A 15,060-nucleotide genomic window follows, 5' to 3' on the forward strand; every position below is an offset into this window, starting at 1 on the left:
CGTCGTCTCCTCGTCAGTGGCAGGGGAAGCCCAGCAGATGGCGTCCGTCGTGCACGAACTCGTGAATGGCGGTGCCCTGAAAGATCGCGGTAGCACCCTGCTCCGCGCCGACGAAATAAAGCGTCAGCAACATCAGCAATTCGCCAAAGATCATCCACGGCAGCAGTTCGCGCAGCGGAATCGGTTCGAACGTGTCATTAGAATGCAAGACAGCTTGATTCATGAAGTACCTCCGGAAGAGTCAGAAAAGGTTAGCGGCTGCGCGCCGCGACGATAGCTTCGATCTCTCGGCGCGACAGCACGCCGCTCGTCTCGACCACGTTCAGCAGCGCTTCGAGAAAACGTTCGTAGTAGTCCCAGCGCGGCTGATTCGCGCATTCGATTGCTTCCCACTTCGCGATGGACGCGATCAGGCTCTGGCGAAAATCCTCCCACTCGAAGCAGCCCGCCTTCGATAGCGAGAGTGCGAGGCCGAACACATCGCGCTCCCAGCGAGTGGTGAAAAGCAGTTTGCCGTCGAGACGCGGCGGCGAATCCGGTGCGCCGAGCATCGACGCGGCAGCGTATTCTTCGAAACGCGTGAACATGGCACGCTCCTTAGCCCGCGGGCGCTTCGACGAGTGCAACGCCCATCATCGACTCGGGCGTAACGAGCGCGGCGAGTTCTTCCTCACTCAGATGCTCCGTGTTTGCGGGACGCTCGGGCACCACGAACCAGCGAATCTGCGCGCTGCTGTCCCAAACCTTCACCTCCTTCGTGGCGGGCACCTGTACGCCGAATTCCTGCAAGACGGCGCGCGGTTCGCGCACCCCGCGCGCGCGAAATACAGGGTCCTTGTACCAATAGGGCGGCAATCCGAGCACCGGCCACGGATAACACGAACACAGCGTGCAGATGATCAGGTTATGCACGTTCGCATCGTTCGCGACCGCGGCCATATGCTCGCCTTCCGCGCCCGTCATGCCGAGCGGAAGCGAGAGTTCGGCAATTGCCTTCGGCGTGTCCTCGACAAGACGCCTCGCGTAGTCCGGATCGACCCATGCGCGCGCGACGATCTTCGCGCCGTTGAACGGGCCGGCCATCGTCTCGAAGTGTTTGAGCACGACATCGACGGAGTCGGTGGCAATCACGCCTTTTTCGATCAGCAAGGCTTCCAGCGCCCGCACTCTGGCGGCGCTCGATGCTTCGCGGTCGTCGGAAAATTCGAAGAGTTCGCTCATGGGTTCGCTCGTGGTTGGCTTGTATTCGGGTTCAGTCGGCTGCCAGTATGTAGGCTTCGTACAGGTCCGCGTAAATCGTCGTGTTCGGCTCGCTCTTGCCCGGGCCCCAGATCGACGTGGCGTCGAAGGCAACGCGATACACAGGCATCGGCGCGCCGATACCGTCCACGCCCGTCGAGACGAAATAGGAGAACGCGCCGGGATAGGCGAGATCCACCACGCCGGTCTTGTTGCGCAGATACCCGGGCAAGCGCGTGTGGTCCACCGCTTCGGGATCGGCGATACGCACGGTATCGCCCGCTCGAAAGCGCGCCGCGCCGTCGAGCGCGTGATAGCCCGAGTCGCCGTTCTGCAGATAGGCGTCGATCTGCGCGGCGAGTTCGGCATTGGGGCGATCGGGTAAAGGCGCGTCCGGGTGCGCGCTGTAGTGGGCGGTTTTCTCTGCGAGTTCCTCTGCCGACACATACCCCTGATCGACGAAAAACTGACTGATGCCGCCGAGCCACTTCTCGTAGTAGCGATATTTGAAGTACTCGAACGGCTGCATGTCTTCGGCGCCGGTGCGCAGCGACGCCCAGGTCCAGTTGCTTTTGAAGGCGGTGGGCAGCGTATCGACCGGATAGCGATGCGGCGCGTCCGACAGATGCGCACTCTCCGCCATCATGACCGTATGAATGCCGAAGATGCGCTCTTCCCACGGCTCGACGAATACGCGCTTTTCGGTGCTGACCGGCCCCAGATTTTCGATGCCGCCGAGATGATGTTGCAGTTTCATGTTGTGCTCCGCTTAAGTAGAAACGGTCTCATCCAAGCCGATGCTCGCGTCTGAATTGCAGGGCTTCGCCAACCACTTCCGAAATGAAGCCGAAGACTGCGCCGGTAACGAGCGCGGCGGCCGCGACCAGCGCCGGATTGCCGATGCCCGCCGTGGTGATCGGCTTACCTGTGGCCACCATCGTGCCGACCGTCGAGGCGAAGCCCCAGACGATCGCAGGCAAGACGTCGAGCAGTTTGATCTTCGACGCCTGAACCATCGCCGCGCTGCCGATGCCAACCAGAACTGCCACCGCCATCGCGCCGCCGCTCGTCGTCGCAATGCAGAGCAAGGTAAGCGAAGCGATGACGAGTCCCGTGAGATTCGACGCCACGCTCTTGACGAAGCCCGCGCGCCCGCCGCCGAGCACGAAGAACGACGCCCACGCGATGAACGTCACCCAGACGGGAACCGGAAAGATCGTGCCGGTGAGCCATGTATCGACGATCGCCAGTACGCCGATGCTCACCGTGTATGCCTCTGGCTTTTTCATGCGTAGCTCCTTGAAGAAGAAATGAATGAAGGCTTCAGTTCATGCAACTTAGAAGTCCATCGCGCATTCGCGCGGCGTCGATGTTGCGGCCGATCATCACGAAACGGCTCTCGCGTGTTTCGCCGCGCATCCACGCACGGCCGAACGTGGTGTCGAGCAACATATGCACGCTGTGAAAATGCAGGCGTCGCGGTTCGTCGTGCATGTTGAGCACGCCTTTCATGCGCAGAAGCTGTGTGCCTTGCGTTTGCACGAGCTGATTGATCCATCGGTTGAAACGCGTCGCATCGATGCCGCCGGGCACCACGATCGCGCACGATGCAATGCTGTCGTCGTGTTCATGATCGTGGCTGTCTTCGTCGAGCAGATTCGGCTCGATGGCGAGCAGGTTGTCGACCGAAAAGCTCCGCGTGCCGAAAAGCGCATGCGCGTCGATCCTGGAACGCTGCGCGTACTCGATGCGTGCAGTCGGATTGAGCCGGCGAATCCCGGCGACGAGCGCATCGACGGCATCGGACGAAACGAGATCCGTCTTGTTGATGACGATGCGGTCCGCGAACACCACTTGCTCCCGCGCGATATCGTCATGAAGCTGGGCCCGCGCGTGCATCGCATCGACCACGGCGACGACCGATTCCAGCTCCACGCGCTCGCGCACGTCGGGATCGGCGAGAAAGGTCTGTAGCACCGGCGCGGGATCGGCGAGGCCCGACGTTTCGATGATGAGCCGCTCCAGGCGATCGCCGAAGCGCATCAACATGTCGCGCACGCTGGCGACGAGATCGGTGCGGACCGTGCAGCAGACGCAGCCGTTGTTGATCTCGATCACGGCGCTTTCATCGGCGACGATCAACTGGCCGTCGATACCGACTTCGCCGAATTCGTTCACGACGATGCCGATCTGCATCGGCCGCGTGGATTCGAGCAGATGATTCACGAGTGTCGTCTTGCCGGCTCCAAGGAAACCGGTAATGACGGTGGCAGGCACTTTGGCGGGTCGCATGAGGGTTATCCTTCGCGTGCGTCGATTAGGAACGCTTACGCTTTAGCGGCTTCCGTTCCGATTTCCCGCGCTTGGCCGCCATCGGGCGATACTTGGCGCGGCGTGCCTGACCACATGTCCGTTCCCTTCAAAAGCGACACGGACGGACAAAAACGCAGGTAAGGCGACGAAACACATTGGTGCGCGACGCGCATCGCCGGAGTGCAGGCAATGCCCTCTTCTCGCCCGCCGATACGAACGGACGCGACCAGCCAGTCCGTTCGGGAGCGTTTCGTGGACGTCATGGATAGATGGACAGGCCCGCTCGTCTCAGTCATGCAAGCGATGCACGCGAGCGACGTGATGCGGCACAGGTGGCTGCGCGTTCGTGTTTGAGTGGACCAATCAAGTCGTCGGACCGACAGGGGAGGTATCGAGGTCCTGAATCGCGCCGATCAACGCTTCATCCGTTCGATCTCAACCTGACGAAGATCAACGCTTCCTGTAGTTCGCGAACACGTCCTTGCGGATCGAACCATGTACGCCCCAGTTCGCGTCGACCACCTGCGTCACGCCGAAGTCCGCCGCTACCGACATCAGCGCTATGGCTTCGTCTTCGCTTAAACCATGCACCGTCATCAGGAAGCGGCGCAGCTTGCGAAAGGCATCGCGCATGGCTTTGTCAAGGCTCGCATGCTGCGCCACCTCTACCTGTGCGTTAGTCCCGAGTTCGGCCAGATAGTTGGGGAACGTGAAGCCATATACCGACCATTGCTGATCTGTCTCGAGCAGCGGATGCGTGAGCCCTTCGAGCAGCGTGCCTTCGAGGTCCGCTTTCTTATGCAGGATGAATTCGAAGTCCCCCGTCAAGGATGTTTCGATAGCCGTGCCGCCTAGCTCGCTGTCGCCCTGCGCGGCGTGCGGGTCGCCCACGGAGAAGAGCGCGCCCTCGACCGCCACCGGGTAATACATGGTCGCGCCCCGGCCGATGCGCCAGTCGTCGATGTTGCCGCCCGTATAGCTCGGCGGAATGGAACTGACGTAGTCCGCTTCGGCGGGCGCGACGCCCATGGTGCCGAAATGCAGTCGCGCCGGCACGCGGATATCCGGCAAGATGTTTTCGCGCTTCGTCACGAGCCGGTGATCCACCTGCACGCCGGGATAATCGATAGTCGCATGCACGATGCCATCCGGGTCGGTCTGCGGCGTCCACACATAGTTGTAGACTGCGCGCGCATACGGTTCGCCGGAAGTATCGAGTTCGAAGATGGTCACCACTTCGCGCGGCTTCGGCTCCTCGATCAAATCGTGATACTGAAAGCCCCACGACGCGGCCACGTTCGAGCCGAAGCACTTGCCTGCGTGACATGCGCTGCAACTGGGCCGCGGCCTGACATCGAGGATGCGCACTTCGAGCACGTCGCCAGCTTCGGCGCCTTCGATTGCCACCGGACCGGTCAGCAGATGCACGCCCACGCCTTCGCCGGCGCCCAGGCGGAACGGTCCTTCGGCCGGACCCGCGCCGCGCCGCGAAACGGCCTTGTGCTCGCGCGTCCATTCGAACACGCTTTGCGCGCCCGGATCGCCCGCGATCATGCGCTCGTGGTCGTCGTTCGCGTGATGCGTCAGCGTTTCGATGGTGGCGCGGTCGCCCGACTTGAGCGTGAGGCGTGGTTCTACCCGTTTGCTGAAGTATCCCCAATGCACGGTGGATGATGAAACGGGCAGCGTGTAATGCTTCATTGACTCGTCCTTGGCAAGTGGGTGTGTTATCGATGTGATTCAGTGCACGGTTTCGAGCGCACTGCCCGCGCCCATCACGTTGAGAAAGCGCGCCGTCAACGGATGATGCGGTCGCGTCAAAACCTGATGTGCAGGTCCGTCCTCCACGACGGTCCCGCCGCTCAGGAACACGACGCGGTCGGCCACTTCATCGGCGAAGCGCAACTGATGCGTCGAAATGATCATCGTCAGGCCATCGTCGAGCGCGAGGCGGCGGATCACTTCGAGCACTTCGCCCACGAGTTCGGGATCGAGCGCGGAAGTCGGCTCGTCGAGCAGCAGCACGCGCGGATTCGGCGCCAGCGCACGCGCAATCGCCACGCGTTGTTGCTGGCCGCCGGACAGATGACGCGGCAGCGCATCGGCGCGATGCGCGAGGCCCACGCGTTCGAGCAGGGCATCCGCCCGACGCTCGGCATCGGCGAGCGTCGCGCCATGCACCCAGACGAGCGGCAATGCAATGTTCTCGCGCGCCGTCAGATGGCCGAATAGATTGAATTGCTGGAACACCATGGCGACGCCAAGACTCGCGCGCTCCTTCGCAAGCTCGCGCGGATTCATGCGCCGCCCGTCATCGCGAAAGCCGAGACGACGTCCGCCCACGCGTATCTCGCCTTCTTCCCACTGTTCCAGATGATTGATGCAGCGAAGCAGCGTGCTCTTGCCCGAGCCGCTCGGTCCGAGCAACGCGACGACTTCGCCCGAGCGGATGTCGAGATCGAAGCCATTGAGCACCGGCTGCTCGGCGTAATGCTTGTGTACGCCGCTTATCTGCACCGCGGTACTGTTACGCGACAGCGCGTCGTAACGGCGTGCGCGGTCGCCAAGTGTGACGGGCGCCGGGACGAAGACAGGTGGCAGGTCGGTCGGGCCTGCGGGCTTCGTCGGTACGGGCGGGCTCCGGCGTCGTCGCCAGAAGCCGCCGCGCGTGCTGGCGCGGTCCAGATCGAGCGCGCGTTCGATCATCAGTTGAATGGCGGCGATCGCGCCGGTCAGACACAAATACAAGAGACCCGACGCAAAGAAGATCGAAAAGAAGTCGAACGTCGACGATGCAAGCTGCGTGCTGCGCAAGGTCAGTTCACCCACCGAGATAACCGAAGCCAGCGAAGAGTTCTTCAACGCGCTGACGGTTTCGTTGCCGAGCGCGGGAATCATCGACCGAAGGGCCTGCGGCGCGATGATCCGGCGCATCAGCACGGAAGGCGTCATGCCGAGCGCCTGCCCCGCGAGCGTCTGTCCGCGATCCACGCCGAGCACGCCCGAGCGGAATATCTCCGCGATGAACGGCGCTTCGTTCGCGGCGAGCGCGAGGCCCGCCGCGCCGATGGCGCTCAGCTTGATGCCGATATGCGGCAGGGCGTCGTAGGCGAACACGAGTTGCAGAATCAGCGGCGTGCCGCGAAAAATCACCGTATAGCCGCGCGCGATGGCCGCGAGCGGTCCGATTCGGCTCAGCTGCATGGCGGCAAGGACGAGTCCCAGCACGAGGCCGCCCGCGAGTCCGAGCAAGGTGACGGTGATCGTGAAGCGGATGCCGTCGAGCAGATAAGGCAGGCCGAGATAGTGAAGGAACAGGTCCATATGCCGATGCTTCCGCGCTTACCTGGCAACGACGAGTTGCGGCGTCGCGAGATTCTCGACGCCGAGGCCCCACTTCTTGAGCAGCTCGGACTGCGCGCCGCTCTTCTGAATGGCGACGAGCGCGGCCATCACGGCATCGCGGAAATCGGGCTTGTCCTTCGGCACGCCGATGCCCACGAAGTACGGCAAGGTCACGGCAGTCGCTTTCTCAAGCTTGTCCGGATACGCCTTCACCGCCTGGTCGACTGTGTTCACGTCGTTGATGTACGTATCCGCGCGGCCCGCGAGAATGGCCTGGATGCAGTTGGCGTTGTTGTCGTAGAGCTGCACGGTGGCTTCGGGCTTGCCGGCCGACTTGCATTGCGGAGCCAGCGCCTGAATCAGCGGGACTTCCACATAGCCCGTGTTTTCGGCGGCGGTCGTGCCGCACATCGATGTGTTGATGCCGGTGATCTTCTTCGGATTGCCCTTGGCGACGAGTACGCCGTCGAACACCTTCGAGTACGTGATGAAGTCGGCGGCCTTGGCACGCTCCTCGGTCGCGTAGATATCGGAGATGACGATATCGGCCTGACCGCTCTGCAAGGTCGTGAGCAGCGCGGCGAAGGTCACGGGCTTGTAGGCCATCGTGAAGCCGAGACATTGCGCGATCAACTCGCCCAGATCGATATCGAAGCCGATGTACTTGCTCGGATCGTTCGGGTCGAGCGCTTCATAGCCCGGCGTATGTGGGTTGATTGCATTGGTGAGTGTCTTGCCCTTGAACTGCGGGTACTTCGCCTGCAACGCGCTGCACTCTGCGGGCGCGGCGGCGTGCGCCTGTCCCGCGAAGGCGAACAACACCGCGCACAGCGCGCCAAGTCCTGCGCGAGATAAACGGCCCACGAGATTCCTTTGCATCGATACGCTCCTGACGGCTGATGACGATTGACTTGCGATGCCCAGAGCGTAGGCGACCGAAATCTTGCGAACTTGACTGGCTGCGCACAACTGCTGGTATTGGCGTGCACGCTCATCCAAGAGCGCATGGCGCAGCGCGTCGCGTGACGCGCGCAAGTGCAGGCGTGCGCCGCGATGGCACATGTATGCACTGTCTTCGATACGCGATGCACCCGGCGCCGCAACCATCGCGATGGCGTGAAGGTTGCTTTTGGAATGCTTTTCCTGCTTCGCCCACCGTGGAGTTTTCGTTGAACCTGTCGCGCTTCACCACCGAGTCGTATCCCGAGTTCGAACGCCAGCGTGAATGGAACGCGGCGCTCGCACGTCTCGGATGGCGCGGCAAGATCGAAGGCGGCGAACGCGGTTTGCACGGCACGCTGACATCGCGCGTATCGGCGGGCGGCATCGAATTCACGACCATCGCCTCGGCCGCGCAGACGCTGCAGATGAGCGCGGATCATGCGGACAGTCTCATGCTGGTGCTGCTGATCGATGGCGACGCCACGCTCGTCGCCGATGGTCTGCGCGAGCGCGTGAGCCCGCATGACATCGCGTATGCAGCGCCCGGACAGAGCGCGTCACTGGTTTTCGCGGGACGCTTTCGCGCGTTCATCGTGCGGGCGCCCAAGAGCGCTTTCAACGCGCGCGTCATTTCGCCGCTCTCGCTGCGCGTGGCCTTGTTGCCGGGCGCGACGGGCATCGGCCACATCTTCTCGGGCTTTCTGCGTTCTGTCGTGGAAAGCCTCGAAACGCTGAGCGCGGAGGAGTTGCGTCCCGCCGAACTCGCACTCGCCGAAATGCTCGTGGCCTGTCTTGCCGGACAGGAACGCAAAGGTTCGTTCAACGGGCTGACGCCGCCGCAGTCGGCGTTGTTCGCGCGACTGTGCCGCTTTATCGAAACGCATCTCGCCGATTCAACGCTGAGCGTGGCCTCGCTCGCCAAAGACGAACGCGTGTCGCCGCGTTACGTGCAGAAGCTGTTCGAACTCGCCGGACAGAGTTTTTCGACTTATGTGCGCTCGCGCCGCCTCGAACGCTGCCGCGCGGAACTGGCCGATCCGCTCTCGGAGAAAGTCTCCATATCCGACATCTGCTTTCGCTGGGGCTTCAACGATCCGGCGCACTTCAGCCGCGTGTTCCGCGAGCGTTATGGCGCATCGCCTCGCACGTTCCGCCACGAAGCGAACCTGGAACTCGCGCGCCATCTCGTGCATTCGCTATCGCGCGGGCTGCCGGTGAACGCCGCAAGCCTGATCGCGCAAGCGCGCAGTGAGGAGACGGGCGACACGCTCGTCGCCGTGCGCGAAGAAAGCGATGCCGTGCAAGCGCGGCCCGCGCGGACGGGCGGCAGGCCGCGGCATCATTTGCTGCGCGCAACGGCGAACACGGTGCACTGGGGCTATTTCAGCCACGATCTCAAGCCCGCGCTCGAAGTCGCGAGCGGCGATACGGTGACGGTCGAAACGCTTACGCAGCATGCTGCGGATGACTGGGACCGCATGATCGCGGGCGATCCCGGTGCGGAGAGCGTGTTCCACTGGACACCCGAACGCAAGAACGTCGACCGTCGCGGCGCGGGCCCGATGAACGCCTCCATCTATGGACGCGGCGCGGGCGAAGGCTTCGGCGTGCATATCTGCACCGGGCCGATTGCGGTGACGGGCGCGCAACCGGGCGATGTGCTCGAAGTGCGCATCGTCGATATTCATCCTCGCCGCTGCAAGAATCCGAAGTTCCACGGCCGCGCGTTTGGCAGCAACGTCGCGGCGTGGTGGGGCTTTCATTATCGCGAGCTGCTCACCGAACCGAAGCCGCGCGAAGTCGTAACCATCTACGAGATCCACACGGACGATGCGCGCGACGACAGCGCCTATGCGCGCGCCGTCTATAACTATCGCTGGACGCCGCAGCGCGATCCGTTCGGCGTGCTGCATCCGATCATCGATTATCCGGGCGTGCCGGTGGATCACGCGAGCGTGGTCGAGAATCACGACGTGCTGAAGAACGTGACCATTCCCGTGCGGCCGCACTTCGGCGTGATCGGCGTGGCGCCGCAACAGAACGGTCTGATCGATTCGATTCCGCCATCGGCCTTCGGCGGCAATCTCGACAACTGGCGCGTCGGCCCGGGCGCAAGCGTGTTTCTGCCGGTCGGCGTGGCCGGCGCGCTCTTGTCAATCGGCGACCCGCATGCGTCGCAAGGAGATTCCGAGTTGTGCGGCACGGCCATCGAATGCTCGCTCACCGGCCACTTCGAACTGATCCTGCACAAGAAGCACACGCTTGCCTCGCAGTCGTTCGCGGACCTCACGTATCCGCTCGTCGAAACCGCCGATGAATGGGTGCTGCACGGATTCAGCCATCCCGACTATCTGGCCGAATTCGGCACCAGCGCGCAAAGCGAGGTCTATCAAAAGTCCACGCTGGATCAGGCCATGCGCGATGCCTTCATCAAGACTCGGCGGTTCCTGATGTCCACCAAGGGACTCACCGAAGACGAAGCCATCTCGCTGATGTCGGTGGCGGTGGACTTCGGCGTCACGCAAGTCGTCGATGGCAACTGGGGCGTGCACGCGATCATCCGCAAGGCGTTGTTCACGGATTGAGCGCGGACTCGCGCTTCTTGCAGGTCGTGCTTCTGCCCGACACGGCCACGGTTTCCAGCAGGAGACTACGTCACCGCGTTCATCTGACCTCGACGCGATTACGCCCCGCCGCCTTTGCGTGATGCAACGCCCGGTCCGCGCGCCGCATGAGCGCATCCACGTCGCGTTCGCCGGCCTCGCGTGTCGCCACGCCGATGCTCACCGTGAAAGGAATCGCCTTCACGCGCCAAACGTGCCCGACATCCTGCCGCTCCAGACGCCGGCGCAAGGCGCGTCCGCGTACGATGCAGCCGCGCGATGCCGCTCTGCGTGCACGCGACGTGATCGCCATACGGCGACGCGTTCTCCTGGCTTACGCGCAAGTCGTCCTTCCCGGTAAAGGGCATCTCCTGCAGCGTGTCTATCGTGATGTCCTCGCGGCCGGCCCAGCGCGCGCGTTTCGTCCGAAAGAACGCAGACATCGGGCGCAGATTCGGCCAGTGAGATGCCCATAGCGCATCGTGATGACGCCGCACTTCGTCGAGCGGGAGCGTCCCGAACGCTTCATCGAAGTAGACACCGTGCGTCGGCGAATGAACTGCTACGTTAGGTGTGGTCCTCTGCCGTGTTGGCGTTATTCGGCGCGGCGGCGTTTCGCGGCGCGTGCTTCGATCGCGGACCGCTCGACGATTGCCCGCGCGCGGCTCGCGGTGCCGATGGGCCCGGCCGCATCGGTGGCGGCGATGTCGAACCGGTACAGCGCGCCGTCAAGTCGTCAGCAAGGCAAAGGAAGTCATGACAGCGCATGGTCCGGCAGCGTCGGCACGGCGCGCATGAGTGCCGGGCGAATCAGGTGATCGAGCACGCGGCGCGTGAGCGTGACGGTTTCATCGACGAAGTCCTTCCACTCGTCTTGCCGATGCAGCACGAAAAACTCGCGCCGCGCGAGTCGCCCTTCCGGCAGCGGCAAGACGGCGATCTCGTCGAGATAATGCCGCGCCTGCCACAGGCACAAGGGCGTCGAAATGGCGAAGCCGAGTTTCGCGCTGACGAGACTGAGCAGCGGATCGGTGGCATCGAATTCGTATTGGCGCGGACTGTCGATGCCCAGATGCCGCGCGAAGCGATCGACCTGCTGGCCGATGACCGAGCGCGCCGTATAACGGATCAGCGGCAGCTCATCGGCGAGCGCGCGCCACGCCGATGCATCGTGCGAAAGCGCCTCGCGTTCCTCGAGCCAGCCGCGCGACACCACGGCGACGAACGCCTCCGAGAACAACGGCACCTCGACGATGCGCGTGTCGTTCAGCGCGGTCTGCGTACACACGACGACATCGACTTTGCGCGCGTGCATCTGCGCCGATAAACCGGGCGTCAGACCCGACCACAACGCGATCTGCCGTGCGGGGCCGGACATCGCGCGGATCAGTTCGGGGCCGACGGTCGCCGCGAACGAATCCACGCAGCCGAGCCGCAAGGGCAGCGCGAGCGCGAGCGACGCATCGCCGATGCGCGCGCTCACCCGCTGCGCGTGATCGAGCAGCGGGCCGGCGAGCTCGAGCAGCGCGAGCCCCGCGCGATTCGGACGCGGCGGACGGCTGTCGCGATCGAAAAGGCCCGCGCCCTGTTCGCGCTCCAGCGCCGCGATCGACTGGCTGACCGCGCTCTGGCTCAGACCGAGGCGGCGCGCCGCCGCCGTCATCGAGCCGGTCTCGCAGACCGCCACGAACGCCTGCAGCGCGCGCAGGTCGAGCGGAGTTGGGATGCGTCTCATCGAAGCTCCGTAATTCTGCCTATTCATGGCGGGCATGGGCGGCGCCCATCATGCATTCATCGGATGCGCGCGTTTCGCTTTATCAGCGGAAGCGGCGGGAACGAGCATCAGTTTGCCTTATGCAAAATGGATGCGCGATGCCCGACTTATCCTGGCCGCGTCGGATTAGTGACAACAGATGTCGAGTTTGTGCCGGTTCTACCGATTTTGGCCCGGTACATTCGACCAACGCTGGCATCGGGATGCGCGGGAGGCCGCAGTGGATACGCTGGTTTTTATCTGGAATAACGCGGCATCGATCGGGCACATGCTGGTCGATCACGTGCTGCTCGTGCTGGCCGGGGTTGGCTGCGCGATCGTCACGGGCGTCGCGCTCGGCATCGTCATCACGCTCAACGAGCGGTTCGCGCGCGTCGTGCTCTATACCGCCGCGATGCTGATGACGATCCCGTCGATCGCGCTCTTCGGCCTGCTGATTCCGGTGCTGTCGCTGATCGGCCAGGGCATCGGCTTTCTGCCCGCCGCCATCGCGCTCTTTCTCTATTCGCAGTTGCCGATCCTGCGCAACACCTACGCGGCGATCCGCAATCTCGATCCCGCGCTGCGCGAAGCCGCGCTCGGCATGGGCATGACGCCGTGGCAGCGGCTCTATCGCGTTGAAATGCCGATCGCCGTGCCGATCATCATGGCGGGCGTGCGCATGGCCGTGGTGATGAACATCGGCATCGCGGCAATCGCGACGTATATCGGCGCGGGCGGGCTCGGGCGGCTCATCAGCCGCGGCATTTCGCAGTCGGACCCGCGTCAGCTCGTGGCGGGCGCGGTGATTGTCGCGCTGCTCGCGATCCTCGCCGATCTCGGCCTCGCCGCGCTGCAATGGCGTCTTACGCCGCAAGGCATGCGGCCGCGCCGCGCGCGTTTTCTCTGGCGGCGCACCGCGCCTTTCACCAGCACGGCGGTCCAATCGGCGGAGGCACGATGATCGATCTTCGAAACCTGACGAAGCGCTTCGAGTCGCGCGGCGCGAAGCCGGTCGTCGACGATATCTCGATGACCGTCGAGGAAGGCGAACTGTGCGTGCTGCTCGGCCCGTCCGGCTGCGGCAAGACCACGACGCTCAAGATGATCAACCGCCTCGTGCAGCCGACCTCGGGCCAGATCCTGATCGGCGGCGCCGATACGGCGGGCTTCGACATCGTCGAGCTGCGGCGGCGCATCGGCTACGCGATCCAGCAGGTCGGCCTGTTTCCGAACATGACGGTCGCGGAGAACATCGGGCTCGTGCCGCAGATGCTCGGCTGGGACAAGCCGCGCATCCGCGCGCGCACGGAAACGCTGCTCGCGATGGTCTCGCTCGATCCGGCGACCTACATGCCCGCGTATCCGCGCGATCTGTCGGGCGGGCAGCAGCAGCGCGTCGGCGTGGCGCGCGCGCTCGCCGCCGATCCGCCGGTCATGCTGATGGACGAGCCGTTCGGCGCGATCGATCCGATCAACCGCACGTCGATTCAGGACGAGTTCCGCCACATCCAGAAGAGCCTCAGGAAGACCGTGATGTTCGTGAGCCACGACATCGACGAGGCCATGAAAATGGGCGACAAGGTCGCAATTTTCCGCGACGGCAGGATCGAGCAGATGGCGAGTCCGGACGAACTGCTCGCGCGTCCGGCGAGCGCGTTCGTCGCGGATTTCGTCGGCGCCGACCGCGCGTTGAAGCGTCTGCGCCTGATGCGCGCGGCCGATGCGGCGCTGGAACCGGCGCGCGTCGCCCGCTGCGGTTTTCCGAGCGCGGATGCGCGTGCGCTGTTGCGCGATCATCTCGCCGATACGCTCGTCGTGCTCGACGCGCAGGACAAGCCCGTCGGCCATGTCGGTCCGATGGAACTCGCCGCCGGCGGCGCGACCCTCGACGCCGCGCAAGTGCGCGCGCTGCCCGCCGTCGTGCGCGCGAGCGACGACCTGCGCTCGGTCATGTCGATGCTGCTCGCGCACGGCGCAAGCTGGCTGCCGGCCGTCGACGCGGACGGACGCTTCATCGGTTACGTGACGCACGAACGCATCGCGTCGATGGCGCGCGGTGCGTGCGCGTCGGGCGAGGCGTCGCCGCACGCGATCGCGGCCGCGCCAGATGCAGCCGAACTCGCGATCGGAGCGGCGCGATGAATCCCCGCTTCGCGCGCATCGCGGCGGGCGCGGCGATCGCGCTGCTCTGCGCATCGGCGCGTGCGGACAACTGGTTTGCATCGATCGGGCAGTATCGCGCGGACATCGTGTATCAGGCGGGCCAGCAAATGCTGATGGTGCTGATCGCGGGCATCGCGGCGATTCTCGTCGCGGTTCCGGTGGGCATCTGGCTGAGCCGTCCGGGCAACGGCCGCGCCGCGCATTTGGTGATGTTCACGCTCAACGCGGGCCAGGCCGTGCCGAAACTCGCGATCCTCGCGCTCGCGATGAGCGTGCTCGGCATCGGCGCGAAGCCCGCAATTCTCGCGCTGTGGCTCGCCACGCTGCTGCCCATTGCGATGAACACCTACGAAGGCATCCGCGCCGTGCCGCCCGCGATGATCGAGGCGGCCAACGGCATCGGCATGACGCAATGGCAGATTCTGCGCAAGGTCGAACTGCCGAACGCGATGTTCGTGATTCTCGCAGGCGTGCGAACGGCGCTCGCGATCACCGTCGGCACCGCGCCGCTCGCGTTTCTCGTCGGCGGCGGCGGGCTCGGCGAACTCATCTTCACCGGCATCGACCTGAACGATTTCCCGATGCTGCTTGCCGGCGCCATTCCGACCGCCCTCCTCGCGGTCGCCACCGACCTGTTCGTCGCGCAGCTGCAGCACTGGCTCGTGCCGCGCGGCGTCAGTCCTCAACGTTGATCCTTCT

General features: G+C 64.2%; 14 protein-coding genes and 1 pseudogene. 4 read left to right on the forward strand and 11 right to left on the reverse strand.

What is annotated here, in order from left to right:
- Positions 1-13 precede the first annotated feature (13 nt).
- The 9 genes from BG57_RS12590 to BG57_RS12630 all read right to left on the reverse strand — a co-directional run bounded on the left by BG57_RS12590 (position 14) and on the right by BG57_RS12630 (position 7,776).
- Positions 14-223, reverse strand: coding sequence for a CbtB domain-containing protein (locus tag BG57_RS12590; RefSeq protein ID WP_052005766.1), 210 nt, complete (start codon positions 221-223; stop codon positions 14-16).
- 28 nt (positions 224-251) lie between these two features.
- Positions 252-587 (reverse strand): nitrile hydratase accessory protein, encoded by a 336-nt coding sequence (locus BG57_RS12595; RefSeq protein WP_035963442.1) that lies wholly within the window; start codon positions 585-587, stop codon positions 252-254.
- Positions 588-597: 10 nt separating this feature from the next.
- The gene (gene nthA / locus BG57_RS12600) at positions 598-1,221 is read right to left on the reverse strand and encodes a nitrile hydratase subunit alpha (RefSeq protein WP_035963444.1); all 624 of its coding nucleotides are present in this window, start codon (positions 1,219-1,221) and stop codon (positions 598-600) included.
- Between the two features lie 31 nt (positions 1,222-1,252).
- Entirely contained in the window at positions 1,253-1,996 is a 744-nt protein-coding gene (gene nthB, locus BG57_RS12605; RefSeq protein WP_035963446.1) for a nitrile hydratase subunit beta, read from the reverse strand.
- A gap of 28 nt (positions 1,997-2,024) precedes the next feature.
- Positions 2,025-2,528: a DUF1097 domain-containing protein gene (locus tag BG57_RS12610; protein WP_035963449.1), complete on the reverse strand. Its 504-nt coding sequence runs from the start codon at positions 2,526-2,528 to the stop codon at positions 2,025-2,027.
- A 34-nt stretch (positions 2,529-2,562) separates the two neighbouring features.
- Positions 2,563-3,531 carry a CobW family GTP-binding protein gene (locus BG57_RS12615; RefSeq protein ID WP_035963451.1) on the reverse strand — a complete coding sequence of 323 codons (969 nt, stop codon included), beginning with the start codon at positions 3,529-3,531 and terminating at the stop codon, positions 2,563-2,565.
- 471 nt (positions 3,532-4,002) lie between these two features.
- Positions 4,003-5,253, reverse strand: a complete 1,251-nt coding sequence (locus BG57_RS12620) for an acetamidase/formamidase family protein (RefSeq protein ID WP_035963452.1) — start codon at positions 5,251-5,253, stop codon at positions 4,003-4,005.
- Positions 5,254-5,292: 39 nt separating this feature from the next.
- Complete coding sequence (locus BG57_RS12625; RefSeq protein ID WP_035963454.1) at positions 5,293-6,876, reverse strand: amino acid ABC transporter permease/ATP-binding protein; 1,584 nt, start codon at positions 6,874-6,876, stop codon at positions 5,293-5,295.
- Positions 6,877-6,894: 18 nt separating this feature from the next.
- A complete protein-coding gene (locus BG57_RS12630; protein WP_035963586.1) occupies positions 6,895-7,776 on the reverse strand; it encodes an ABC transporter substrate-binding protein in 882 nt (293 codons plus the stop codon).
- 290 nt (positions 7,777-8,066) lie between these two features.
- On the opposite strand from BG57_RS12630, the gene BG57_RS12635 reads away from it, so the two are divergent.
- Positions 8,067-10,424, forward strand: a complete 2,358-nt coding sequence (locus tag BG57_RS12635) for an acetamidase/formamidase family protein (protein WP_035963588.1) — start codon at positions 8,067-8,069, stop codon at positions 10,422-10,424.
- 79 nt (positions 10,425-10,503) lie between these two features.
- On the opposite strand, the pseudogene BG57_RS12640 reads toward BG57_RS12635, so the two are convergent.
- Together BG57_RS12640 and BG57_RS12650 are read right to left on the reverse strand one after the other, a co-directional pair.
- Positions 10,504-10,692: pseudogene (locus tag BG57_RS12640) on the reverse strand (diguanylate cyclase); the annotation flags it as partial.
- A 504-nt stretch (positions 10,693-11,196) separates the two neighbouring features.
- Positions 11,197-12,177, reverse strand: a complete 981-nt coding sequence (locus BG57_RS12650) for a LysR family transcriptional regulator (protein ID WP_035963460.1) — start codon at positions 12,175-12,177, stop codon at positions 11,197-11,199.
- A 259-nt stretch (positions 12,178-12,436) separates the two neighbouring features.
- On the opposite strand from BG57_RS12650, the gene BG57_RS12655 reads away from it, so the two are divergent.
- From BG57_RS12655 to BG57_RS12665, 3 genes are read left to right on the forward strand one after another with little or no spacing between them, the layout of a single operon-like run.
- Complete coding sequence (locus BG57_RS12655) at positions 12,437-13,159, forward strand: ABC transporter permease (RefSeq protein WP_081850887.1); 723 nt, start codon at positions 12,437-12,439, stop codon at positions 13,157-13,159.
- Positions 13,156-14,340, forward strand: a complete 1,185-nt coding sequence (locus BG57_RS12660; RefSeq protein ID WP_052005767.1) for an ABC transporter ATP-binding protein — start codon at positions 13,156-13,158, stop codon at positions 14,338-14,340. The genes BG57_RS12655 and BG57_RS12660 overlap by 4 nt, the downstream gene beginning before the upstream one ends.
- Positions 14,337-15,053, forward strand: a complete 717-nt coding sequence (locus tag BG57_RS12665; protein WP_081850888.1) for an ABC transporter permease — start codon at positions 14,337-14,339, stop codon at positions 15,051-15,053. The genes BG57_RS12660 and BG57_RS12665 overlap by 4 nt, the downstream gene beginning before the upstream one ends.
- Positions 15,054-15,060 lie beyond the last annotated feature (7 nt).

Origin of the sequence: Caballeronia grimmiae (genome assembly GCF_000698555.1) — a bacterium.
Lineage (GTDB): Bacteria > Pseudomonadota > Gammaproteobacteria > Burkholderiales > Burkholderiaceae > Caballeronia > Caballeronia grimmiae.